The sequence below is a fragment of the Pseudoalteromonas sp. XMcav11-Q genome, assembly GCF_040104525.1.
In the GTDB taxonomy this organism is placed as follows: Bacteria; Pseudomonadota; Gammaproteobacteria; order Enterobacterales; family Alteromonadaceae; genus Pseudoalteromonas.
The window spans coordinates 14,901-37,826 of sequence record NZ_JBECOX010000013.1; the positions used below are offsets into that span (position 1 = coordinate 14,901).

Sequence of the window (22,926 nt, forward strand, 5' to 3'; positions counted from 1 at the left end):
CTCGCATATGGTCAGTATCAACTAAGCATAGAACATTATTGGAAAAAGGAACGGTAAACTGGCAATTTCTTTTGCGCTGGCTGGAGCATAAATACCTCTTTAATAACGGTGTTATGCTCCAACTCGTGTTGTAATGCGTTTAGTAGGCAATTGCTGTCAATAGGCAGATCACATTGCTGGATAGCAGTCGTCAACAAGTAGGCATTGAGATAGCCTTCGAATACCTGTTCGTTTTGGGAAAGCGTGCTATTGCGAACTGCTTCGCGAAAAGTGTCACAAAGCTTACCCTTACAAATCGCTGGGTCAGGCACAACTTCGGTGACTAATACTTTGGGCTTGCCTCTGAGTCTAGCGAATAGCTCATTGGAGGAGGCAAATGAAACCGTGGCGTATTGTGTTTCTAGGCCAACTTCCATGGCACGATTGATAAACTTAGACAGTGGCGTGTAGGTGCCGACCATAGCCAAGCCTTCAATTTTATGGCGCTGTGCTTGCTCAAGTGCTCGCTCAATATCATCAGTATTTCGTCTAAAACGGGTTATCACAACAGGTTTGAATCCACGTTCAGCTAACGCTTTGGTAAGGCTTTTTTCTACGGTGAGACCAAATTCATCGGCTTGTATGAGTAGAGCGACTCGCTTGAGTTTTTGTTCATCGACGAAGTAGCGGATGATATCTTGAGCCTCTTTATTATAGCTAGTGCGGAGGTTAAACACATTAAAAGTAATAGGATCTTGGAGAAACTCAGCGCCAGTATATGGCATAAGAAAGGGAACTTTAGAGTGTTCTAAAATTGGTTTTATAGCGTAAGAGGTTGGGGTGCCCATAACGCCAAATAATGCATCGACCTTATTTTCATAAACGAGCTTACGAGCATTGGTTACAGTTTTGTGTGGCTCATAGCCATCATCTAGCACCTGCAACTCAATCTTAGCTGCGCCATCCGTTTTATGCTGGTTATAAAAGTTAAAATGTAGCTCAGCACCAGCCCTTAGTTGTTGACCAATCTCTTTTGCAGGACCTGAGAGTGCGGTGGACATACCAATTTTCACCACAGGTTGAGCGGAAGCTGCAAAGCTCAGTACAGCAGAAGCAAAAGTGAATAGTAAAAATTTAACACCGAAAATACTCATATACTTGCCGTACTGTCTCTCTTAGCGTTGTGGTGAGGGCTTTTTTACCAGATAACCCAAGCAAATTAATTACGACGTGGGTCGAATGTTGCTGTAATATTAGACGAATCACTAATGCTTTGGAAACTTTAGTTAAGTTTTTAAGCAATCGAGGATCGGTTGTGATCAACTGCCATAAAAAAGGACATACTTGTTGCTCAACCGGGTTGCTTTTACGTAAATAGCGCAAATAATCTAGCTGCTCATTAGTTATATGTTCAAAGGGTAAGGTCGCCAATAGCGCGCTCACCACCTCAGTATCGAGTTGTTGATAGTGCGAGCGCAACTGATAGAAAAAAGCTTGTTTGAATACTCGAGTATAGGCGTTGTCTAAGTCGCCTCGGATTTTTTTGAACATCAAAACTGCATACTCGCCACTGGCCTTATCTTGCTTAAATCCCAGTTTCATCGGCTGATAGTGACGTTGTGACCAAAATGAAAGCAATGGCGCTGTAAGGCCAAAACTGGTTCCTATGTAACTGATATCTTCTGGTAATGTGGTTTCAAAACATTCAAGTAATTGACTGCCAATTCCTTGCTGTTGTACATCCGGGTGCACGGCTATTCTAACAACTCTTGCGCTTTTTTCGGTGACAAAACGGCTATCACCCAAGCTTGTCGTTAGCTGCTGCGCCAAGAGATGGCCTGTGGGTCTTCGTTTTCCTACTAGAATATCTTCTGCGAGATCTGAAGCGAGTTCGCCTTCGATGACAGCAAGGCAAATACCTACTAGTTCGTTATTGCAAAACGCACCTTGTAAGCGCAGATCGGGTGCATCTAATAATTGCCGTAAATCATCGACGCTGGTTTGATAATGCGCTAAAACGAGCAGTGAAAATACTTGCTCAAGTAACTGGCTATTTTCTACCAATTCACTCTGGGAAATAGCACGCATTGTGGTTGATGAAGTGAATATGGGTGATGTCGCTTTACACTCGAGTACAAATAAATCCCTGATCTGCTGCTCCAGTGGATCATCTGACGCATAACGAATAGGAGTCGACAAGGTGAAATCAAGATAACTTGGGTAATGTGATTCTAAGTAGCGTTTAAACCGTAACGTGTAGCCTCTACCATTACCCTCATAACCAACTAAGGTGCTGGAAAAAATGCAGCGAAAACCAAGTTGAGTGATTTGTATTAAAAATGGAACTGGCAGGGCAGCTGCCTCATCTACCAAAATAATCGTATTGCTATCAAGCGTAGAGGCTTGTTGTAGTAACGCATCTGGTGCCATATAGCTGAGATTAGCCAGCTTCTTCGTTTTTACATCAACCTCGGTATTGAGTGTTTGAGCAAACATGCTAAAGCAACTATGCAGCGCATGAAAATGGCGGCTACAAATAACAAATTGTTGTGTAGGATGCTTTGATGCCAAGAGACCTAATAACGCGCTCTTCCCTCGACCTCTATCTGCACTCAGTAATACAGGTGTTTGCTGGTTTTCCAATATTGCGGAGAGTTGCGCAAGTACAATTTGTTGCTCTGCAATACCACTAACCACTGAACTTGTAGCAAGATACGCTGAGGGTAATTGAGCTCCAAAGTGTTCACTGATATGCCAAACTGTTCGTTGCTGCCAGAGCTGCTGCCACCTTTTTAAAAAGTGGCTGTGTTTGGGCGTTTGCCCCTCTGAACACCAGCGGGTAATTGCAGGGTCTAGCCAGTGGTCGAGTTCATCTAACTCGGGAAGTAACAACAGCAGTAAGCCGCCTGCTTTTACCGTGCCCGCTGCCGCTGCGATTTTGTTAGGCACAATACCGCTAAAGCCGTCGTAGACTAGGTTGCTAAATTCTTGTCCGAGTATTTGGTGTAAATGCTCAGGCCAAACGGCATTTTCTAATGTCTTATTGCTACTTAGGATAAGATTATCGTTTGAGTTTGCTAGTAGCTGCTGACACTGCGCGTAACACCAAGCTTGGCTGCCGGTGATAAGCAAGAGTTGCCGATGGCGGGCATGGGCAAGCTGAGAACGTAATTGTGAAAGACTAGAGTGCTTGAAGTCTTGCATAGGCGGTTACTAACCACTTACTACCAACATCATCAAAGCTAACCTGGATGCGTGATTGAGCACCTGCACCTTCATAGTTAAGCACTGTACCTGCACCAAATTTGGCATGGAGGACGCGCTGGCCTAAATTAAAGCCGCTATCTTCAAAGGTCGCGTGACTGATTGATGGGCTGAATCGACCCGAGTTAGCCGGACGAGAAATTTGCGTTTTGATCCGGATTTCTTCCATGCAGTCTTCAGGAATTTCACGTAAGAACCTTGAAGGGCTGTGATGTTTTTCTTGACCATACAAGCGGCGACTTTCTGCGTGGCTAATGTAAAGCTTATCCATGGCACGTGTCATACCGACGTAGCACAAGCGGCGCTCTTCTTCCAAGCGGCCTGACTCTTCATTACTTTGTTGCGATGGGAACATGCCTTCTTCCACCCCAACCATAAAGACCAATGGGAACTCGAGACCTTTGGCCGAGTGCAGCGTCATCATTTGTACCGCATCTTCGTGCTCGTCTGCCTGGCCTTCGCCTGCCTCCAAAGAGGTATAGGCTAAAAAGCCTTGTAATGGTGAAGTAAAATCTTCATCGATAGGCAGCTCATACTGACCACAAGCACTGATCAATTCTTCCAAGTTTTCCACTCGAGCGCGGCCTTTTTCGCCTTTTTCGGCTTGATACATTGCCATGAGACCTGACTGCTCAATGGCTGTCTGTGCTTGTTGTGCCAGTTCAAGCTCGGCAATTTTATCGTCTAGCTGCTCGACTAATTCAATAAATTTTGTCACCGCCGTAGCTGCTCTTCCCGCTAAATGCTTTTGCGCAAGTACGGCTTTGGCTGCATCCCAAAGTGAGAGTGATTCGTGACGTGCACAATCGCGAATATGACTTAACGTTTTATCACCAATACCACGGGTTGGGGTGTTTATCACACGCTCAAATGCCGCGTCGTCATTACGATTACTGATTATACGAAGGTAAGACAGGGCATCTTTAATCTCTTGGCGTTCGAAGAAACGCATACCGCCATAAATACGGTATTTTAGCCCTTCTTGAAGTAAGGCTTCTTCTAACACTCGGGACTGTGCGTTGTTTCTGTAGAGTACCGCGCTGTCGCTGAGCGCATTGCCAGCCTGTAACCAAGATTTAATTTTGCCAACCACAAAGCGTGCTTCATCAAGTTCATTAAAAGCGGCGTAAATTGAAATTGGCTCGCCTTGGTTACCGTCAGTCCAGAGACTTTTACCCATTCGTTCGGCGTTGTTTTCAATGAGCGCATTGGATGCTTTTAGAATGGTTGCAGTAGAACGATAATTTTGTTCAAGTCGGATCGTTTCGGCGTTAAAGTCGTCCAGAAAACGTTTGATGTTTTCAATTTTTGCACCACGCCAGCCGTAAATACTCTGGTCGTCATCCCCTACGATCATGATATTGTTGTCACTACCTGCAAGCAGGCGTAGCCACAAATATTGAATGCTGTTGGTATCTTGGAACTCGTCCACTAGCATATGGCGGAAGCGTTGTTGATAGTGACGTAGCAAGGTAGGTTGTTGCTGTAATAGCTCGTAGCAGCGCAATAGGATCTCGGCAAAATCAACAAGGCCGGCTCTATCACAGGCATCTTGGTAAGCACTATATACATTTAACATCAGCTGTTCATTGACATCGTATGCTTGAATATCTTTGGGTCTTAATCCTTCGTCTTTACGCGCGCTGATGTACCAGCTTAACTGCTTAGGTGGCCACTTTTTCTCATCAATATTCATGGCTTTGAGCAAACGGCGGATCATTCGTTGCTGATCATCGCTATCTAGAATTTGAAATGACTCTGGTAATTTAGCTTCACGGTGATGGGCGCGTAACATGCGGTGGGCAAGGCCGTGGAAAGTGCCTATCCACATGCCACCAACAGGGCCGTTGAGCGTCGCTTCAACACGAGCACGCATTTCTTTGGCTGCCTTATTGGTAAAGGTTACCGCGAAAATACTAAATGCAGAGGCGTGCTCAACTTGCATAAGCCAAGCTATACGATGAACGAGTACTCGTGTTTTACCTGACCCCGCACCTGCGAGCACTAACATGTTTTGCAGAGGTGCGGCGACTGCATCGCGCTGTTTGTCGTTGAGGCCGTCGAGTAATTCTGATACGTCCATTGCTTTGCCTATTTGCTCAAATGATGGCAAGTATACCGAGTCGCTGCCGTAAATCCCAGCATATCGCAAAGCAAACCTAACCGAATAAAGGTAACGTTATGATTTATAAAGAAACATAAACTGGTTTTTTATACAGTATTTATATTTATTTTTGCAAAACGTCCTTCAACCGATTTTGTACCTCTGTAACCAATAAATCGGGCTGGAATTTTGATAGAAACGCATTACAACCCACTTTTTCGACCATGGCATGATTAAAGCTGCCACTGAGTGAGGTATTGAGAATGACATAAAGGTCTTTCAGGCGACTGTCATTGCGAATTTCATAGGTGAGTCGATAACCATCCATAACCGGCATTTCTGCATCGGTGATCACCGCAAGTAACTCTTTTTGTACGTCGATACCTTCGTCGGCCCAGTGTTTTAACACATTGAGCGCCTCTTGGCCGTCAGTCGCTGGGATGATTTCTATGCCCAATTGTGCCAAGGTATCGGCAACTTGACGACGAGCAGTCGGCGAGTCATCGGCATGTAGAATTTTACGGCCATGAAACTCGTTGATGATATCTTTATCTAGAATGTCTTGCGGGATCTCAACTTTGTATTCGACGATTTCGGCAAGTACTTTTTCTACATCGATAATTTCAACGATGTGTTCAACGCCGTCACGTTTGATTTTGGTCAGTGCGGTGAGGTAGTGATTGCGGCCAACAGACTTAGGGGTTGGCATAATATCGGACCACGTAGTATTGACGATTTGGTCAACTTTACCAACTAAGAAAGCCTGCACTGAGCGGTTGTACTCTGTGATCACTAAGTTGCAGTCTTTGCCTCGGTCGCATGGCGGCATGCATATCGCTTGTCGTAAATCGATAACCGGAATAGACTCGCCACGGATGTTGGTTACGCCACACACTTTAGGGTGTGCATTGGGCATTTTGTTAAGATGAGGGAGCTTAACAACTTCTTTTACCTTGAAGACGTTGAGCGCAAAAAAGTGGCGGCTATGAAGATGAAACAATAGCAACTCTAGGCGGTTTTCACCCACCAGTTGTGTGCGTTGATTTACTGAGGCCAATACGCCAGCCATGTTAACCCCTCATTACTTCTTGTAACCTTTTCTAAGACTATATCAAAGAAGTCGATATGTCGTGTTGTTTTTTGGCTAAAATCTGCAGTAAGGTAGCAGTATGTATTTGATAGGGAAGCAATATGCCTATAATTTTTAAGCGCTTAGTTGTTTTGATGCGGGCTCATGTGGATAAGGCCAGCTGGCAACTGTTATTTATGGCAACGCTCATTCATATGTCGGTGACCTGGGGGTTATTATGGCTCAGCAATGAATCGGCGTTATTACCACTGAGCACGTTCTTTTATTACTACGTGGTGACGACTTCAACAGTTGGCTACGGAGACTTTAGTGCAACAACGGATTTTGGCCGTTTAGTCGTTGCCATAATACAGATCCCATTTGGCCTTGCGCTATTTGGTGTGTTATTGGGAAAAGCTGGACAATTTGTGACGTATTGGGTGAGAAGAGGCATGACAGGGGAAAAAGACTTTGCACATTTGCAAAACCACATTGTAATTTTTGGTTGGCATGATGTCAGAACAAAAAAAATGGTGGATTACATTTTAGGTGACAATAAACGCGAAGATAGAAAAATCGTATTAGCCGTCACCGAGGCCATGGAGCATCCGCTGTTGAGTTATCCGGAAGTCGCATTTGCGCGTTTAACCAGCTTTACTGATGACGAACAGCTAAGTCGGATTAACATCGAGCGGGCTGACAAAATCATCATTGATGGCGATGATGATAACCAGACATTTACCACCGCGCTAAAGCTTAGCCGGGTAGTAAAACCCGAAGCACATATTAGCGCGCACTTCTTGGACGATAGCAAAGCACTGCTTTTAAGAGAGCATTGTAAAAATGTTGAATGCTCAGCATCTATGTCTGCGGAAATCTTAGTGCGAGCCATGCAAGACCCAGGCTCAAGCCGAGTACAAGAGGAATTGCTGTCGACGCTACACGGCGATACGCAATTTAGCTTAGCCTTACCTGCAGAGGTAAGCTGTTTAACCTTTGGTGATATTTTTGGTTATTTTAAACAGCATCATGATGCGACGCTGCTCGGTGTTGCGCACGATATAAATGCGCTAAATATGGATCTAAACCCACCTCTGGATTACAACATCACAGGGGGAGATATTTTGCACTATATTGCACCGCAACGGGTGCTTGCATCAGAGGTTGACTGGTCATCACTATGTTCGAAGAACTCTTTTTGATGATTGCTGTTGTGTGCGCTTACTTACTTCCTGTCGCTTTGGTTGCAGGAAGCAAGCGCAGCAAAGGGCATGAAAAAAACGGCTGGCTGATAGGAACGCTACTGTTTTCTTGGGTCGCTTTGCTGCTATATATTAGCATAGTGCCTAAGCACGGGCGACAAAAAGGCAAAGCAAAACGTTAGCTTTGCCCCGACATCTCTAAAATAACCTGCCACTCAGGTTCGATGATGGGCATGATGGATAACCGCCCCCCTTTTTTTAGAGCCAGCTCGGTGAGCGCAGTGTTGGCTTTTATCGCTTGCAGGGTCACCGGGCGTAGGTGCCGCTCATATGCTAGAGTGACACCTACCCAGCGAGGGTTATCAGTGCTTGATTTAGCATCATAATAATCACTGCTTAAGTCAAATTGATGTGGATCTGGCTCTGCAGCTTTCACCACTTTGGCAATACCGACAACCGCAGGGACTTTACAGCTTGAGTGGTAAATAAACACTGAGTCACCCACCTTAACCTCGTCACGCAGGAAGTTTCTTGCCTGATAATTACGAATTCCCTCCCAAAAAGTTTGCTGCTCAGGCGCGTTTTTTAAGTCATCAATGGAAAATGCATCGGGTTCTGTTTTAAACAGCCAATAAGCCATATGGGTTAGTCCAATAGTTTGAGTTATGATGTATTATACTCATTTGAGCAATGTACTTGGTTTGCTACCAGTCCGAGTCTTACTTGGATTTGGTAAAAGTATTATCTCATTATAACGACTATCGCCAGTTCTACTAGACGTTCGGAGTGCAACATGAGTCAAGTGTTACAAAATCTGTTGGATTTGCTCAGCCTTGAAGAAATTGAGCAAGGGATATATCGAGGTCAAAGCCAAGACCTTGGTTTTCCTCAAGTGTTTGGAGGTCAGGTGATGGGGCAGGCGTTGTCCGCAGCAAAATACACCTTACCAGAAGGGCGCTTTGTTAACTCGCTGCACTCTTACTTTTTGCGTCCTGGTGATGCAAGCAAGCCCATCGTCTACGATGTCGAAAACATTCGTGATGGTCGCAGTTTTAGCACTCGTAGGATCAGTGCCATTCAATATGGTAAGCCGATATTTTATATGACTGCCTCTTTCCAAGGGGATGAACCCGGCGTTTCTCATCAATCTTTGATGCCGGATGTGCCAGAGCCTGAAACATTGAAGTCATCACTTCACTTTTATCAAGAACATGCGGACCTCATTCCAGAATCACTTCGAGCGAAATTTACGCAAGAAATGCCGCTGGATATGCGCCCTGTAAACTTTCAAAATCCATTCAAACCTAAAAAACAGGACCCGGTGAGAAATGTTTGGTTTAAAGCCAATGGTGACATGCCGGACGACAGAAGGATCCACAACTATTTGCTGGCTTATGCCTCTGATTTTGAATTTCTACCAACTGCACTACAACCACATGGTTTGTCGTTTATGCAGCCAAATATGCAAGTCGCGACAATAGACCATGCGATGTGGTTCCATCGTCCGTTTAGAATGGATGAATGGATTTTATATAGCGTTGATAGTCCGAGCGCGTCTAATGGCCGAGGCCTAGTACGTGGTCAATTTTTCAACCGCCAAGGTGAGTTAGTTGCGTCGACTATTCAAGAAGGCGTGATGCGCCAACGCTAATTTGTTGGAAAGTGTATGGCGCTTTTTAACAGTAATCTTGCTTGGTGCTTTGTGCAGTACTAAGCAAATTACAAACTTACAAATCCATAACTATTTGTTATAAAAATGAATTTAGGTTTGTTGATGGCCGCTTCTTAAGTCGTCTGCACTACTTTTTCCGGTGCTGTACTCGGTTTTATTTTGCACTATCTTTAAAATTCCATCTAGATGTAGCGTTATTGCATTTTTCCCAAACAAAAATTAACACTAAAGTCAGCTAAATTTATCTACATTGTTATTAACAAAACGAATCGCTGCGTCGCAGACAGGCGCATATGACTTTAGGAGAATGATAATGAATAAACCGCTTGCCACAGTAATTGCATTGACGTTTGTCGGATTAACCGCGGGTTGCGCAACGGAAGCATCAAGAACGGTAGAAGCACCTAAAGTGGCCTCATATAATCAGACATACAATGGACCAAAAAGTCAGTTAGCGGTTGGTAAATTGCAAAACCGTTCAGCTTTTCACAATGGTGTGTTTAGTTCAGGACCGGATCGCTTGGGTTCTCAGGCTAAAACTATTCTGACCACCCATTTACAGCAGAGTAATCGCTTTATTGTTTTAGATAGAGAAAACATGACAGAGATTGCCCAAGAAGCTGGATTTGCGGGCGCAAAACAAAGTATAAAAGGCGCTAACTTTGTGATCACGGGAGACGTTTCCGAGTTTGGTCGAAAAGAAGTAGGTGATAAACAATTGTTCGGCATCCTAGGTAAAGGAAAATCGCAAATTGCTTACGCTAAGGTAAATCTGAATATCGTTGATGTGACTAGTTCAGAAGTCGTCTACTCAGTGCAAGGTGCTGGAGAATACAGCTTATCTAATCGCGAAGTGGTTGGTTTTGGTGGCACTGCAGGGTATGACTCAACGCTAAACGGCAAGGTACTTGATTTAGCCATTCGTGAGGCCGTTAATAACTTGGTGAGTGGCATCGAGAAAGGCGATTGGAAGCCTTTATAGACAATCCCCACAGCTAATCTAAACCTCAGGTAAATTATGAAGCAAATGATATTTGTGGCGACTTTACTATTGATATTGTCTGGTTGTCAGAGTACGACACCACAATATTATTACGGTTCTTACGAACGTAATCTCTATGAGTTCTTTCGAGGTGATGGGCAGTCGCTTGAGCAGCAGATCAGTCAGTTAGAGTCAAGCATAGCGCGCGCCGAAGTAAAGCAGATCAGTCCAGCACCAGGCATGTATGCGCATCTCGGTTACTTACATTTGATGCAAGGGGATAACGGCAAAGGGTTTGCGTATTTTGAACAGGAAAAACAGCTGTATCCTGAGTCCAGGCAATATATCGACTTTTTACTAAAAAATGCGCAGGGAGAATAAGATGAAATGGATTAAAGCGAGCTTGGTGCTTTTGACTTTTGCCTTATTGAATGGCTGTGCGACGGCACCTAAACAGGATTATAGTGCCTTTATCCAAAGCGATCCTAAGTCGATACTGGTGTTACCGCCTATCAATAATTCCAATGAAGTTGTTGCGCCTTACGGGGTCATGGCGACAGTAGTGAAGCCACTTGCCGACTCTGGCTATTATGTTTTTCCAGTATCTTTGGTTAATGAGACTTTTAAAAATAACGGCTTAACTGTGGCTCATGATGTTCACAATGTTGCGATAGACAAGCTCTATGAAATCTTTGCTGCGGACGCCGCCTTATACATAGAGATTCAAGATTATGGTACGTCATACGTTGTATTAGATAGTGACACTACCGTAGCGCTATCGGCAAGGTTGGTTGATTTAAAAACTGGCCAAGTAATTTGGCGTGGTAAATCAAAAGCGTCAAGTAGTGAAGACAGAGATGACCGTGATAGCAGTTTGGCTGGCGCATTGATTGGCGCGGTACTAAATCAGGTGATTGAAAGCACTTCAGATAAAGGATTTGAAGTTTCACAGAAAGCATCACAGAGATTATTATCAGCGGACTCAAGCAATGGTTTGCTTTATGGCGTGCGCTCACCTAAGTATGGGCAGCCGAAGTGAGCCACTAATCCCAATAATAATTGAACTGTAATGAAAGTCGGGATGTTTCTGCATAGTCCCAACCAATTCTTACATCGGATTGAGGCGAAAGCCGGTTTGCGAGCTCAAGTTTGACATGTGCTGCGTGATGAGTGTTTTTCGAGATAGAGGTTCTGAATGCAAAAGAATTATTTAGCCTTGAAAGTAAGCCAACTTCAATACCAGGGCTGAGATAGTAATTGTTATTTATAGAAAAAGTTTCTATTGTTGCGAGAGCAAATGTGATGCTGCTAGCATTTAGCAGATGGGCGTAGCCTGCAGCAGTATTTAATCCAACAAAAGCGCAATCATTACAATAAGCCTGCTGCTTTTCATAGCCTAAGCGTAGGCGCCAAGCCCAGTTTTGGTTATCAAACCCTTTTGCATAGCTTGGATTAAAGGACTCTAAATCCAGCACGTCAAACTTGTAAATATCTATGTCGTTATCAGCTAGCGCAAGTTCTACATCCAGCATTTCTAAGTTTGAAAATTTAACTCTAGCAGTGTCTGGAGAAAGCGAATCAAAATATGTCAATCTAAAGCCAAACCTCGCAGTATACTCTGAATCGGGCTGTGACTGAATGGCTAGGCTTACTTTCGACGGTTTTGTTGCCAAGTGTGGTGCTTTGTCACTTGGTGTTATAGCCGAGAGGGATTTCGCCTTACTGATGCCTGCTGGAAGCTTTATTCGTTCTTTTAGCAATACACGTTTAAACTCGCTGTTGCGTTTCTCGTCTCTTTCTAAGGTAAGTTGCAGCTGTACAAAGCTCATCAATACTTCAAGTAATATTACTTTTTGCTCAGTTGGAAGCTGTTGATACTTTTCATTATTGAAGTCTTTTTGATGGTGATAAAGATGGATTGCCAACGATCTGAGCTCAGGACTTAATTTTTCATATAAGTTGTAGAACTCACTGCTTGTTGAAGGAATATAATGAATCGCTGACACTAAAGAATTATCTTGGTGCTTAGCTTGATTCAATCTATCAAAAATAGTGACAGGGATCACCCAAGGCGGTAGGTCAGTCGTTAATGGCTTATCAAGCACAAGTTCAATAAGTTGTGCGATATGAAATGCGCAATTTTCGTCAGCAAAGTAATAATCAAATTGAGCGTTTAGTAATTCCCAAAGGTGTTTTGTAATAAATTCGACTTCATCTGGTGTTAAATTTAATTTGTACTCCCAAAGGTCACGCAGCTCGTCCGCACTGTAGTTATGGTGATGATGAAAAAATCGCTGATCTGAAAAGCCAGCCTGATAGCCGCCAAATAACCCTCTAGCTATATAAACTAACCCATTTTCGTCCTCTGGAACGATTGCGCCATAATTGACACTCCGGTCTAACAGGATATTGTGAGCTGATTGAGAGCCGATTTTAAGTAACATATGCCCATACAGCGAGGCCGGGTTGCTCATGTATCCGGAGGCAAACACTAAGCTGATAGAATTCCAGTCACCTTCATTTTTCCATTCATCAAAAGCCACGCAAGCTGGCGCTTTTGGCAACGGAACGCCTTGGGATCTTAGCCACTTGGCTCGAGCCGGAAATTGGCACTGTGAACTAGGCTCACGTTGAAAAGCTGCAATAGTTGCATTAAGTTCGTTCGCTGGTGAAAATTGGGTGTGATCAGATAGAAAAAAAGAAGCTGATTTTATTAAACTGTGGCCATCTTTCTTTAGATGGAGAAGTTTTTGCCACGTTGTGTTTTGGGCCAGCTCGTTGGTATCAAAGCTTAATGTGGCTGTACTATAAAACAGTAAGCTGTAAGCTGAATATTTGAGAACGGTCTTCATCAAAAAAGTGAGCACAGCGCTATTAGGTGTGCTCACCTATACTATTTAGCTTGCGTTACACTGAGCTGAATAGCTAGTCGAAACGCGAGTTTCTACGATGTTGTATAGTGCTTCAGCGTTATTTGCAGGCTGCGCTGCGTAGTCATTTCTGATAGCGGTTACAATGTCAGCTGTTGCTGCTGCGTCACAGCCACGTACTGCTAACATCGCAGACACGTATTCACCTTGACCTTCTGCAATTTCTTGCTCCAGTGTAGGGAATGTTTGCTGAATAAACATTGCAGTTTTTACTTCACGACCAGCACAAGATTCTACAGATGAAATCTTTGTAGAAACAGCAGTCGTACCAAGGTCCCAAATGATATTCGAAATTGCAGCAGCTGCACCATTATCTGGGAAGATGATTGCACCGATACCACATTCTTGCCAAGGGTTTACAGAATCAGAAGCGTGTGCAGCTAGAGGGGCAGTCATTGCGCCAACGACGATTGCTGCAGCTAGAGTAGTTTTAAACATTTTACATCCTATAGTTGTTTTTATTTCGCCTAGTCTTCAAAGGCGGAACGGGATTCTATAGGTTAATTTTTAATTCCACAACAATAAACCTCCCACACTTGTAAATTTGTGTAAATGCCTCAGGCGGCTTTAGGCTACTGCTGCTATATTCAATACACTTGAATGAGTTTGGTGCTTATCATGGCAATAATTAGTGAATTTAGACCCGGTTATTTTTGTTGGATTGAATTGTGTTCAAGCGACTGGCAGTCAGCAAAACCTTTCTATAGCCAACTATTTGATTGGCAAATTCTTGACCAGCCCATTGGTGAAGATTGTTATTACACCATGTTGCAAAAAGAAGTCGATGATGTCGCAGCGATGTATCAGATGACCGCTGAGCAACAACAAGGAGGCATGCCTAGTCACTGGCTTGCTTATGTGGCGGTAGACAATGTCGATGAATGTCTAAACAAAGCCAACGAGCTCGGTGCTGAAGTGCTTGCAGGCCCTCATGATGTCCCAGGGGCAGGGCGGATGGTGATGTTAAAGGAGCCAGGTGGCGCGGTGTTTGCGTTATGGCAAGAGGGTGGCCATATTGGGACGCAACGTCATCTTGAAGCGAATACCCCTTATTGGTTTGAGCTAGTGAGTAAAAACAGCGCCAAAAGTCGTGACTTTTATTCCGCATTATTTGGGTGGCAAATCGAAGTCAAAGACATGGGAAATATGGACTACACCTTGTTCAAAGTAAATGAGCAACCCGTCGCTGGCATGTTAGAAATGACGGCTGAATGGGGTGAAGACATTCCTCCGCACTGGATGGTTTACATTGCGGTATTGGACTGCGATAGTAAAGCTGAATATGCCCAAAAGCTTGGCGGAGAAATTTGTGTACCGCCGACAGATATACCAGATGTAGGTCGCTTCAGCGTGATAACCGATCCTCAAGGGGCGGTATTCTCTATCATAGAATCTGCCATGGATGATATTTCAACTTAATGCATTTCTAATTCAATCACTTTGCCATGGCAAGTGGCAAAGTTCTCAGAGAGCCGGTTTAGAATAGTATCGCGCTCTCCACTACTATTTAGCTGCTTGATAGACGCTGTTAATTTCGGCAGTAGGTCTTGGTGTTTACGATTGATATAGTGATAAATAGGATAACTCGCATCTCGTAGCCTACGCACATAAACTGCGGCGAGTCCTGACTGACATAGCGCACCAAGCGCAAATAAGTCATCAGCTAAAATTTGTTCTACATGACCTTTTTCAAGTGCTTGAAACGCAGAAACATCGTTAGAGACCGCGTTACAGGTCAACCTTTTACTCTGACAAACTTGCTCCGTTATTAAACTGCCTTGTATTACCACATAGTCTTGCCGGGTCGACAAAGTACAACGCTCCTTCTTGAGACAAAACACCGCCATTCGCACGGTTGCAAGTGGTTCGGGTATTTGCAGTAAGTTAGGATAGGCATTTGCAATAGCGCTAGTGCGTCCTGCCTCCGCATCATAAAACCCTTGATCTACATATTCTAATCCGCGCTCACTGGGTAACACGACAAGTGTGGGCGTGATGTCCAAAGGTGCGTATATTTTTTGCATGAGTTGTGCGATTTGCTGTTGGCCAAGCTGATAAGCGACCAGCTCACTGACATTGATTTGGTAGGCGAACGTCGCCTTGTGGATAAAGAAAAGCAAGAGGGTGCTAAGTGCGAGTTTCACAACATATCCTTACGGTTGTCAGAGTTATAACTGTAGCAAAGTTGTCAGAAAGTGAAAAAGTACATCATAAAAATGAATTCAGTCAGGATTGACCTTGAGTTTAGTAAACTCATACCAATTGTAATAGTTTGAGCATAAAAATCGTGAGGAGAAGGATATGACACTACATGTTTTGGTGACCGGTGCTAATCGTGGGATTGGATTAGAGTTTTGTAAACAATACTTATCTCTAGGCTGCAAAGTAACCGCGGTTGTTCGCAAAGCATCGGCAGAACTAGAATCTCTAGGTGTGGATATCATTGAAGATATAGATGTTGCGACGGAAAATGGCGCGAAAAAGCTATTGGCGGCATTGGGCTCGGAGAAAATAGACATTCTTATTAATAACGCTGGAGTATTTCACAATGAAACGCTAGCGGAAATGGATTTTGAAAATATCGACCACCAATTTAACGTTAATGCGCTAGGACCAATTCGAGTCACTCATGCACTGCTCGATAGCCTCAAAGCCGGTAGTAAAGTTGCCATGATCACAAGTCGTATGGGTTCGATTGCAGATAATGGTTCTGGTGGTTACATTGGTTATAGAATGTCGAAAGCAGCATTAAACGCGGCGAGTGTGAGTATGGCTCACGAGCTGAAAAACCAAGATATCGCTGTTGGACTATTCCATCCTGGCTTTGTACAAACGCAGATGGTGGGATTTGCAGGTGATATTGGTCCAGATGTTGCCGCGGAACGTTTAATTAAGAGAATTGAACACCTAACTATCGAAAACAGTGGTGGTTTTTGGCACTCTAATGGAGACACGCTCCCTTGGTAATCAAGCAGGGCGCATCGTCGCCCCCTTTTCAGCCATCAGCCATCTAACTGTGCTAATATAAAGCAAATACTCAGATGGTAACCTTTGATGGAATTACAACAAGATACCCCATTATCACTGCCGCTTTTTTTGTTAGACGATAACATCGAGAATCGTGATATCGACTCTCCAGATGCTGAAGTATCAGTGATGTTGAGTGAGAACCTCCTTGCTCATTTGTGCCAAAACCCAAAAGAAGATGAGAATATTAGCTTGCATATTGATGACTATGCGCTCAACAACATTAGTACGACAGTGACTGAGTTGATAGGTGCGGAACATCAGTTGCAATTGCTCATTAATCGCGGGCCTATTCTCAGTGCTGTGCTGAGCACCAGTAGCGATGCATTATTTGTCTCGCCTCCAGTAGAAATGATGCCGACTTTTGATCTTGGGCTGGATGACGACGAGGGCGAGTAAATGTCTAAACGTGCACTGTTTTGTGCGGTGGTTGTCGCCGTGCTTTCTGGCTGTGTGGCTTTGGGTGTGTCTAAATATGATGATATGTTTGGACCAGAGCAACCCCAAGCACGAATCGAACAATATCACCAAGGCGGTGCACGTTACTTACAAAGCGTGAAGCCCATTTTGGAGTCGCGTTGTGTGGTTTGCCATGGTTGTTATGACGCACCTTGTCAGCTTAAACTGTCATCTCCAGAAGGAATAGATAGGGGATTGTCAAAGGAATTAGTGTATGACGGCACGCGGTTGTTAGCACAAACACCAACCCGGCTGTTATTCGATGCCCAAACCACGACACAGTGGCGTGAGCGTGGTTTTACCCCAGTGCTGAATGAGCGCAATCAATCTGAATACAGCAACCTAGCTGGAAGTGTGCTTTACAATAGCTTGCTGTTAAAAATGTCTCATCGTTTTCCTGAGCAAGGTATTTTGGGTAAAGAGTTTGATTTCTCTTTAGATCGAACGCAGTCTTGCCCAACCATGGATGAATTTTCTACCCTTGCGAAACAACAGCCTCATGCGGGGATGCCCTACGGCTTACCAGCGCTCACGCATGATGAATTCAAAACCTTGGAAGCATGGCTGCAAAGTGGCAGTAAAATGAGCCAGATTGCAAAGCCAAGTGTTGCAGCACAAAAAGAAGTGAAAAAGTGGGAACAATTTTTTAATCAGGACTCCAATAAACACCGCCTTGCCGCGCGTTATATTTTTGAGCATTGGTATTTAGCCCATATCCACTTCCCTCATCTGGATGACCCCGCGTTTTTTCAATTGGTACGCTCAAGCACGCCGCCGGGCCAGCCAATCGCACTGGTGAGTTCGGTGCGTCCGTTTGACGATCCTAAGATCGATAGAGTGTATTATCGATTGATGCAAGTGCGCAGTACCATTTTGTCAAAAACTCACATGCCACTGGCATTGAACGACGCTAAGCTATCACGGTTACATCGGCAATTTTATGTAGCGGATTATCACGTGGATGAACTGCCAGGTTATGAGCCAGAGCTTGCTGCAAACCCATTTAAGGTATTCAAAGATATTCCGGTCAATTCTCGTTATCAATTTATGCTGGATGAGGCCGAGTTAATTGTAAAAGGCTTTATCAAAGGCCCTGTATGTCGAGGTCAAATAGCGCTTAACGTCATTAACGACCATTTCTGGGTGGCGTTTGTTGATCCTGAAAAAAATAGCAATGAAGCGGTGAACCAGCTGCTGCTTAAACATGATGAAGATTTGGTGCTACCTGCGGCTGAGCAAAGTAATGCGTTACCGCTTTCCAGTTGGGCGAAATACGCCACTAAGCAGCAGGATTACTTACGTGCCAAAACAGAGCTTGCAGATAAGATGTTTGCCGATGGGCAGCGTCTCAATATGGACTTGATTTGGCGTGGAGAGGGGGAAAACCCGAATGCAGCATTAACTATCTTCCGTCATTTTGATAGCGCAACGGTGGTTAAAGGTTTTATCGGCCAGCCTCCCAAAACAGCTTGGGTATTAGACTATGCCTTGTTCGAGCGCATTCACTACTTGCTGGTGGCAGGTTTTGACGTGTATGGCAACATTGGTCATCAGTTGATCACACGCTTATATATGGACTTTTTGAGGCTTGAAGGTGAGCAAAACTTTTTAAATTTACTGCCACTTAGTCATCGACAGGAAATTAAACGCTATTGGTATCGTAAGTCACACTTGAGCTTAAGTGAGTTTATCAATCGTAAATCACTAATCGGTGCGCCAACGGGGATAAAATACGAAACGGACGATCCAAAGCAAGAGTTGTATGACAAACTACATGCTGTGCTTAAGCCGATTCTAAATAGGGATTATGACTATCAAGCCGTCGGCAAGCCACTGCAGGCACTCAATAGCATGTCCGTTAGGGCGATTAATTTGCTTCCTCAGGTCTCGTTTATTATTACTAAGCAAAGTGACGGTTCACATCAAGCGTTCTCGCTATTACACCATAATGCCCACTACAACATCTCCAGTTTGTTAAATGAAGAAGGGCAAAGAGCGTATACAGAAGACACGGCGACGATTGTGCCAGGCTTTATCGGAGATTACCCAGAGGCAATTTGGTATTTAGAAAGCGAGGCAGCACAAGAGGACTTCGTCTCATCATTTAGTCAAATGAATAGTGAGTCTGATTACCGAGCGCTACGAGCGCAATATGGGATCCGCAGGACTCACCCAGAGTTTTGGCGTTACAGTGATTTAATTCACGATATTGCCAAACAAACACGTGGCGTTGAATATGGTTTATTTGACTATAACCGGCTAGAAAACCGCTAAAAAATGGAGTCTTCGGACTCCATTTTTTATGTGCTTTTCCTATAGTTGACTAGCTGCTTTGACCGCAGCTAGTAGCACGCTTTCATCCAATCTCACTTTGTAATTTGGGTTTGCGTATTGAAATTGGATCAAGCCCTTCTTATCGACTACAAATACCGCCGGCACCGGCAAGGCAACTTTATCGTTCCCCTCAAAATCAACAAAATTTACGCCCAACTTGTTGCGATAAGCAAGGGCTGTTTTATCATCTAGGAAATAGGCGAGACCTAACGCTTGGCTCATACGCATTTCGCTATCAGACAACAGTTGGTAGTGAGGGGATTCAATTGTACTTTTTGCCAGCGCCTCAGGTGAGTCTGGTGCGATAGCAATAATTTGTGCCCCCATTTTAACAAGCTGTGGTTCAATTTCTTGGATCCCCGCGAGCTGTCTTGAACAGTATGGACACCAGCCACCACGATAAACCACCAGTACGGTGATATTTTCTTTATAGCGTGTCGCGAGGTCGACAGTTTTACCTGACTTATCTTTGAGTTGTAATGCAGGGGCATCAATGCCTGGAAGGAGTGGACTTACTTGTTCAGGTGCTGCGGCGATATTAGTGATTTCAGCTGCGCTGACAAAGGCTGAACAAGCTAAAGCGAGCGATAAAATAAAATGACGCATAAAAAGTTCCTAGGGTTTCAAGTTGATATCGACTCAGAAGACCTAAGCGCTGGCGAAAATCTTTCACTTCGGTATGATATCGCTCGTAATTGATTTCCATGAAGAGAGAGCACAATGTCTGCAAACATCACTAAGCTTGTGGTTATGCTAGAAATGCAACATGCCATGAACACCAAAGTACACCAACAATGGTTTGAACAAGGGTTTGAATGGTACCGCGCAATTTGGGTTGAGTGTGCAGAAATGCTAGATCACTACGGCTGGAAATGGTGGAAAAAGCAAACGCCAGATACTGAGCAAGTGATTTTAGAGCTAGTGGATATTTTTCATTTTGGCTTGTCTTTACGTATCGATGGCGAAACGTCATTTGAGCAACTAGCGATTCAATTAGAGGCTGAATTGGCAAAGCCAACTACCGCAGAAGACTTCAAGGAAACCCTTGAATTACTTGCAAGCGCGGCTGTGACCAAACGTGAGTTTGATGCCCATGCGTTTGCGGGTTGTATGCAGCAAATCGGGATGTCTATTGATGACCTATACCGTGGATATGTCGGTAAAAACACGCTTAACTTCTTCCGCCAAGATCATGGCTATAAAGATGGCTCTTACATCAAGGTATGGAATGGCCAAGAAGATAACGAACACTTAGTCGAAGTGGTGAAAAGTCTAGATACAGCGCACCCAGACTTTAAAACACACGTGTACGACGGCTTAAAAGCTCGCTACCCAGCTTAATCTATAATAGGTAGCAAGGTATGGTAATCGGAGACTGAGAGGTATTCAGTGATCTCTCGCTCTGGTTGCCGACTATCAGGATTAGCAACGGCAAGCAAATGGCCAATACCAAATTCTTTCGCAGCATTTAACACGCTAATGCTATCGTCCACAAATAAAGTGCGGGACTTATCAAAGCCCAAATCACGCTCTACCTGTTGCCACAACATCTGACTTTCTTTACTTACGCCATATTCATGGGTTGAAACCAATTTGTCGAGATACTTATCGAATTGGGTACGCTCAATTTTCAAACTTAGACTGTTTGGGTGAGCGTTGGTCAACAAGATAAGCTGTTTTCCACTCACTCTTAAGGCCTCTAAAAACGCTGGTACATCCTCACGAATTGAGATCAAGTGTTGTACTTCACGTTTAAGCTCCATAATAGGGAGCTGTAGTTGCTCTTGCCAATAATCTAGGCAATACCATTCTATCTGGCCCATTACCGCGTCATAACGGGCGAGGATGTCGGCCCTTGCAGCCTCAAGGGTTAAGCCTTGACGTTTTGCGTGTGCCTTAGGCACGACGTCGAGAAAAAAGTGATTATCAAAATGGAGGTCGAGTAATGTGCCATCCATATCTAACAAAACGGTATCTATATTTGACCAATTTAGCATAGGCATTTAACTTCAAAGGCTTTATGATTAGGTTATTCGCCATGATAGCAAATAATGATCTATGTCACATAAAAAGCATCCCACACCACCAGAAATTTTAGCTTGCGACGTCGTGGCTAAAAGCAAATTATTCACGGTAGAAGCACTTTCGTTATCTTTTTCGAATGGCGAGCAACGAGAATACGAAAGAGTCCGTGGCGGTGGCCGTGGCGCAGTAATGATCGTGCCCATAACGGCTGATAATGAGCTATTATTAGTGAGAGAATACTGTGCAGGAACACATGACTATCAACTCGGCTTTCCCAAAGGGCTAATTGACCCAGGCGAAACCCCGGTGGAAGCGGGTAATCGAGAGCTAAAAGAAGAAGTAGGTTTTGGTGCAAATGCTTTCTCTGAACTCAAAGTAGTGTCACTGGCGCCGAGTTACTTTAATGCCAAAATGCATATTTTGGTCGCTAGTGAACTTTACCCTGAACAGCTTGAAGGTGATGAGCCAGAGCCATTGGTAGTAGTGAAGTGGCCGCTAGATAAATTATATGACCTGTTACAGCAAGAGGACTTTACCGAAGCAAGAAGTGTCGCGGCACTACTGTTATTAAAAGCACATTTGAATCTGGAGGCGTAAATTGCAGTCCTATTTAGAGCCTTGCATCGCACTGGCAAAACGTGCCGGTGAAGCCATTATGGCAATTTATCAAGCCGATGATATTGGTAAAAAAGAAAAGTCTGACCACACTCCTGTCACTGCAGCTGATTTGGCATCTAATGAGATCTTAATGGCGGGTCTTGCTGAAATAGCACCTGACATTCCGGTAATGTCTGAAGAAACACCAATTCCACCATTGAGTGAGCGACAAGATTGGCAGCGCTACTGGTTACTCGATCCTATGGATGGCACTGGGGAATTTATTCTTGAAAGCGGTGACTTTGCCGTCAATATTGCGTTAATCGAAAATAATCATCCTGTGTTAGGCGTCATTTACTGGCCATCTCAAGGGCTGACATATTACGCGAGCAAAGATGAAGGTGCGTTTAAACGCAGTGACTCAGGCGAAAGTAAACGTATTTTCGTCTCGCCACGAGAAACGCTGACATTGGCAGTAAGTCGCAGACAAAAGCTTGAAGCGGTTAGTCAGTACTTAAATAGTCAGTTCGACACTGTGGCACTTGGGTCATGTTCATTAAAAGCCTGCATTATCGCAGAAGGTAAGGCGGATTGTTTTTTACGAGTAGGGCCAACGGGAGAGTGGGATACTGGCGCGTCACAAATCATCGTCGAAGAAGCCGGAGGTTGTATTACCGATGCTGAGTTTAACCCGCTGACCTACAATCGACGAGAAACTACCGAAAACCCAGACTTTATTGTTATGGGGCATCCCGATTGGCAATGGCAAAAGTTGATCAGTCCACATCATCGAACGATAGAATAAATAACGGTTTAAGTTGAAGGTTGTGGGATTTTTGCGCACTTGAATTGTTTTAAGCGTTAAATCCCTTGCAATAAAATTTTAATCCATTATTATAGCGGCCTCTTGAAAGGGAAGTCCTTTTTAAGAGTTTACAGGCGCGGGATGGAGCAGAATGATAAATCATTCATCGGACTCGCTAAACCTGGAAAGAATCGAAGGTCGTCGGTCCCCGACGAAGCATAGATTCACAAAAATATACAGGCGCGGGATGGAGCAGCCTGGTAGCTCGTCGGGCTCATAACCCGAAGGTCGTCGGTTCAAATCCGGCTCCCGCAACCAACATCTGTTGGATGTATAGAGTCTCAAGTACAAGACTAAAAATTAAGTACAAATACAGGCGTGGGATGGAGCAGAATGATAAATCATTCGTCGGACTCGCTAAACCTGGAAAGAATCGAAGGTCGTCGGTCCCCGACGAAGAGTAGGTTCAAAAATATA

The 22,926-nt window shown here is 44.2% G+C and carries 23 protein-coding genes and 1 tRNA gene; 14 read left to right on the top strand and 10 right to left on the bottom strand.

What is annotated here, in order from left to right:
• Positions 1–35: 35 nt before the first annotated feature.
• From ABMY45_RS18475 to ABMY45_RS18490, 4 genes are all read right to left on the bottom strand, one after another.
• The gene (locus ABMY45_RS18475; protein WP_010607889.1) at positions 36–1,133 is read right to left on the bottom strand and encodes an ABC transporter substrate-binding protein; all 1,098 of its coding nucleotides are present in this window, start codon (positions 1,131–1,133) and stop codon (positions 36–38) included.
• Positions 1,114–3,183 carry a GNAT family N-acetyltransferase gene (locus ABMY45_RS18480; protein ID WP_349289325.1) on the bottom strand — a complete coding sequence of 690 codons (2,070 nt, stop codon included), beginning with the start codon at positions 3,181–3,183 and terminating at the stop codon, positions 1,114–1,116. Before ABMY45_RS18480 ends, ABMY45_RS18475 begins: the two co-directional genes overlap by 20 nt.
• Complete coding sequence (gene uvrD / locus ABMY45_RS18485) at positions 3,161–5,326, bottom strand: DNA helicase II (protein WP_010607891.1); 2,166 nt, start codon at positions 5,324–5,326, stop codon at positions 3,161–3,163. Before uvrD ends, ABMY45_RS18480 begins: the two co-directional genes overlap by 23 nt.
• A 145-nt stretch (positions 5,327–5,471) precedes the next feature.
• The gene (locus ABMY45_RS18490; protein WP_206472656.1) at positions 5,472–6,416 is read right to left on the bottom strand and encodes a chemotaxis protein CheV; all 945 of its coding nucleotides are present in this window, start codon (positions 6,414–6,416) and stop codon (positions 5,472–5,474) included.
• 122 nt (positions 6,417–6,538) lie between these two features.
• Here ABMY45_RS18490 and ABMY45_RS18495 point away from each other — a divergent pair, with 122 nt between their 5' ends.
• Both ABMY45_RS18495 and ABMY45_RS18500 read left to right on the top strand, forming a co-directional pair.
• A complete protein-coding gene (locus tag ABMY45_RS18495; RefSeq protein WP_010607893.1) occupies positions 6,539–7,618 on the top strand; it encodes a potassium channel family protein in 1,080 nt (359 codons plus the stop codon).
• Positions 7,618–7,800 (top strand): hypothetical protein, encoded by a 183-nt coding sequence (locus ABMY45_RS18500; RefSeq protein WP_010374482.1) that lies wholly within the window; start codon positions 7,618–7,620, stop codon positions 7,798–7,800. Before ABMY45_RS18495 ends, ABMY45_RS18500 begins: the two co-directional genes overlap by 1 nt.
• Here the strand turns inward: ABMY45_RS18500 and ABMY45_RS18505 are convergent.
• Positions 7,797–8,258 carry an EVE domain-containing protein gene (locus ABMY45_RS18505; protein ID WP_102055875.1) on the bottom strand — a complete coding sequence of 154 codons (462 nt, stop codon included), beginning with the start codon at positions 8,256–8,258 and terminating at the stop codon, positions 7,797–7,799. The genes ABMY45_RS18500 and ABMY45_RS18505 overlap by 4 nt on opposite strands.
• Before the next feature lie 153 nt (positions 8,259–8,411).
• Between ABMY45_RS18505 and tesB the strand changes: the two genes are divergently transcribed.
• The 4 genes from tesB (at position 8,412) to ABMY45_RS18525 (ending at position 11,311) form a co-directional block, all read left to right on the top strand.
• Entirely contained in the window at positions 8,412–9,269 is an 858-nt protein-coding gene (gene tesB / locus ABMY45_RS18510; RefSeq protein ID WP_095728597.1) for an acyl-CoA thioesterase II, read from the top strand.
• A 334-nt stretch (positions 9,270–9,603) separates the two neighbouring features.
• On the top strand, positions 9,604–10,272 hold the full coding sequence (locus tag ABMY45_RS18515; RefSeq protein ID WP_102055876.1) for a CsgG/HfaB family protein: 669 nt from the start codon (positions 9,604–9,606) through the stop codon (positions 10,270–10,272).
• Positions 10,273–10,308: 36 nt separating this feature from the next.
• The gene (locus ABMY45_RS18520; RefSeq protein ID WP_010607897.1) at positions 10,309–10,653 is read left to right on the top strand and encodes a DUF4810 domain-containing protein; all 345 of its coding nucleotides are present in this window, start codon (positions 10,309–10,311) and stop codon (positions 10,651–10,653) included.
• Between the two features lies 1 nt (position 10,654).
• A complete protein-coding gene (locus ABMY45_RS18525) occupies positions 10,655–11,311 on the top strand; it encodes a DUF799 domain-containing protein (protein WP_010607898.1) in 657 nt (218 codons plus the stop codon).
• Between the two features lie 4 nt (positions 11,312–11,315).
• Here ABMY45_RS18525 and ABMY45_RS18530 read toward each other — a convergent pair whose 3' ends face one another.
• Positions 11,316–12,836: a DUF4105 domain-containing protein gene (locus ABMY45_RS18530; RefSeq protein WP_248298718.1), complete on the bottom strand. Its 1,521-nt coding sequence runs from the start codon at positions 12,834–12,836 to the stop codon at positions 11,316–11,318.
• 333 nt (positions 12,837–13,169) lie between these two features.
• Positions 13,170–13,640 carry a DUF3015 family protein gene (locus tag ABMY45_RS18535; RefSeq protein ID WP_069023445.1) on the bottom strand — a complete coding sequence of 157 codons (471 nt, stop codon included), beginning with the start codon at positions 13,638–13,640 and terminating at the stop codon, positions 13,170–13,172.
• 180 nt (positions 13,641–13,820) lie between these two features.
• Between ABMY45_RS18535 and ABMY45_RS18540 the strand changes: the two genes are divergently transcribed.
• Complete coding sequence (locus ABMY45_RS18540; RefSeq protein ID WP_010607902.1) at positions 13,821–14,621, top strand: VOC family protein; 801 nt, start codon at positions 13,821–13,823, stop codon at positions 14,619–14,621.
• Here the strand turns inward: ABMY45_RS18540 and ABMY45_RS18545 are convergent.
• Positions 14,618–15,346, bottom strand: a complete 729-nt coding sequence (locus ABMY45_RS18545; protein WP_349289326.1) for a transporter substrate-binding domain-containing protein — start codon at positions 15,344–15,346, stop codon at positions 14,618–14,620. The genes ABMY45_RS18540 and ABMY45_RS18545 overlap by 4 nt on opposite strands.
• A 157-nt stretch (positions 15,347–15,503) precedes the next feature.
• Between ABMY45_RS18545 and ABMY45_RS18550 the strand changes: the two genes are divergently transcribed.
• The 3 genes from ABMY45_RS18550 (at position 15,504) to ABMY45_RS18560 (ending at position 18,962) form a co-directional block, all read left to right on the top strand.
• A complete protein-coding gene (locus ABMY45_RS18550; protein WP_227387606.1) occupies positions 15,504–16,169 on the top strand; it encodes an SDR family oxidoreductase in 666 nt (221 codons plus the stop codon).
• A gap of 87 nt (positions 16,170–16,256) precedes the next feature.
• Positions 16,257–16,628 carry a hypothetical protein gene (locus tag ABMY45_RS18555; protein ID WP_010374501.1) on the top strand — a complete coding sequence of 124 codons (372 nt, stop codon included), beginning with the start codon at positions 16,257–16,259 and terminating at the stop codon, positions 16,626–16,628.
• The gene (locus tag ABMY45_RS18560; RefSeq protein WP_206472664.1) at positions 16,629–18,962 is read left to right on the top strand and encodes a fatty acid cis/trans isomerase; all 2,334 of its coding nucleotides are present in this window, start codon (positions 16,629–16,631) and stop codon (positions 18,960–18,962) included.
• A gap of 39 nt (positions 18,963–19,001) precedes the next feature.
• Here the strand turns inward: ABMY45_RS18560 and ABMY45_RS18565 are convergent, their stop codons facing one another.
• A complete protein-coding gene (locus tag ABMY45_RS18565; RefSeq protein WP_130163319.1) occupies positions 19,002–19,628 on the bottom strand; it encodes a peroxiredoxin-like family protein in 627 nt (208 codons plus the stop codon).
• 114 nt (positions 19,629–19,742) lie between these two features.
• On the opposite strand from ABMY45_RS18565, the gene ABMY45_RS18570 reads away from it, so the two are divergent.
• The gene (locus ABMY45_RS18570) at positions 19,743–20,363 is read left to right on the top strand and encodes a dUTP diphosphatase (protein ID WP_174170923.1); all 621 of its coding nucleotides are present in this window, start codon (positions 19,743–19,745) and stop codon (positions 20,361–20,363) included.
• Here ABMY45_RS18570 and yrfG read toward each other — a convergent pair.
• Positions 20,360–21,019 carry a GMP/IMP nucleotidase gene (gene yrfG / locus ABMY45_RS18575; protein WP_174170922.1) on the bottom strand — a complete coding sequence of 220 codons (660 nt, stop codon included), beginning with the start codon at positions 21,017–21,019 and terminating at the stop codon, positions 20,360–20,362. The genes ABMY45_RS18570 and yrfG overlap by 4 nt on opposite strands.
• Before the next feature lie 61 nt (positions 21,020–21,080).
• On the opposite strand from yrfG, the gene nudE reads away from it, so the two are divergent.
• The 3 genes from nudE (at position 21,081) to ABMY45_RS18590 (ending at position 22,767) form a co-directional block, all read left to right on the top strand.
• Positions 21,081–21,644, top strand: a complete 564-nt coding sequence (nudE, locus tag ABMY45_RS18580; RefSeq protein ID WP_010607909.1) for an ADP compounds hydrolase NudE — start codon at positions 21,081–21,083, stop codon at positions 21,642–21,644.
• Position 21,645: 1 nt separating this feature from the next.
• On the top strand, positions 21,646–22,449 hold the full coding sequence (gene cysQ, locus ABMY45_RS18585) for a 3'(2'),5'-bisphosphate nucleotidase CysQ (protein WP_138580560.1): 804 nt from the start codon (positions 21,646–21,648) through the stop codon (positions 22,447–22,449).
• Positions 22,450–22,690: 241 nt separating this feature from the next.
• A tRNA-Met gene (locus ABMY45_RS18590) sits at positions 22,691–22,767 on the top strand.
• The last annotated feature ends 159 nt before the right edge of the window (positions 22,768–22,926 follow it).

What these genes read in the sequence shown, in the direction of transcription:
- ABMY45_RS18475 (WP_010607889.1), bottom strand. Translation starts at nt 1,133, where the DNA reads ATGAGTATTTTCGGTGTTAAATTTTTACTATTCACTTTTGCTTCTGCT.
- ABMY45_RS18480 (WP_349289325.1), bottom strand. Translation starts at nt 3,183, where the DNA reads ATGCAAGACTTCAAGCACTCTAGTCTTTCACAATTACGTTCTCAGCTT.
- uvrD (WP_010607891.1), bottom strand. Translation starts at nt 5,326, where the DNA reads ATGGACGTATCAGAATTACTCGACGGCCTCAACGACAAACAGCGCGAT.
- ABMY45_RS18490 (WP_206472656.1), bottom strand. Translation starts at nt 6,416, where the DNA reads ATGGCTGGCGTATTGGCCTCAGTAAATCAACGCACACAACTGGTGGGT.
- ABMY45_RS18495 (WP_010607893.1), top strand. Translation starts at nt 6,539, where the DNA reads ATGCCTATAATTTTTAAGCGCTTAGTTGTTTTGATGCGGGCTCATGTG.
- ABMY45_RS18500 (WP_010374482.1), top strand. Translation starts at nt 7,618, where the DNA reads ATGATTGCTGTTGTGTGCGCTTACTTACTTCCTGTCGCTTTGGTTGCA.
- ABMY45_RS18505 (WP_102055875.1), bottom strand. Translation starts at nt 8,258, where the DNA reads ATGGCTTATTGGCTGTTTAAAACAGAACCCGATGCATTTTCCATTGAT.
- tesB (WP_095728597.1), top strand. Translation starts at nt 8,412, where the DNA reads ATGAGTCAAGTGTTACAAAATCTGTTGGATTTGCTCAGCCTTGAAGAA.
- ABMY45_RS18515 (WP_102055876.1), top strand. Translation starts at nt 9,604, where the DNA reads ATGAATAAACCGCTTGCCACAGTAATTGCATTGACGTTTGTCGGATTA.
- ABMY45_RS18520 (WP_010607897.1), top strand. Translation starts at nt 10,309, where the DNA reads ATGAAGCAAATGATATTTGTGGCGACTTTACTATTGATATTGTCTGGT.
- ABMY45_RS18525 (WP_010607898.1), top strand. Translation starts at nt 10,655, where the DNA reads ATGAAATGGATTAAAGCGAGCTTGGTGCTTTTGACTTTTGCCTTATTG.
- ABMY45_RS18535 (WP_069023445.1), bottom strand. Translation starts at nt 13,640, where the DNA reads ATGTTTAAAACTACTCTAGCTGCAGCAATCGTCGTTGGCGCAATGACT.
- ABMY45_RS18540 (WP_010607902.1), top strand. Translation starts at nt 13,821, where the DNA reads ATGGCAATAATTAGTGAATTTAGACCCGGTTATTTTTGTTGGATTGAA.
- ABMY45_RS18550 (WP_227387606.1), top strand. Translation starts at nt 15,504, where the DNA reads ATGACACTACATGTTTTGGTGACCGGTGCTAATCGTGGGATTGGATTA.
- ABMY45_RS18555 (WP_010374501.1), top strand. Translation starts at nt 16,257, where the DNA reads ATGGAATTACAACAAGATACCCCATTATCACTGCCGCTTTTTTTGTTA.
- ABMY45_RS18560 (WP_206472664.1), top strand. Translation starts at nt 16,629, where the DNA reads ATGTCTAAACGTGCACTGTTTTGTGCGGTGGTTGTCGCCGTGCTTTCT.
- ABMY45_RS18565 (WP_130163319.1), bottom strand. Translation starts at nt 19,628, where the DNA reads ATGCGTCATTTTATTTTATCGCTCGCTTTAGCTTGTTCAGCCTTTGTC.
- ABMY45_RS18570 (WP_174170923.1), top strand. Translation starts at nt 19,743, where the DNA reads ATGTCTGCAAACATCACTAAGCTTGTGGTTATGCTAGAAATGCAACAT.
- yrfG (WP_174170922.1), bottom strand. Translation starts at nt 21,019, where the DNA reads ATGCTAAATTGGTCAAATATAGATACCGTTTTGTTAGATATGGATGGC.
- nudE (WP_010607909.1), top strand. Translation starts at nt 21,081, where the DNA reads ATGTCACATAAAAAGCATCCCACACCACCAGAAATTTTAGCTTGCGAC.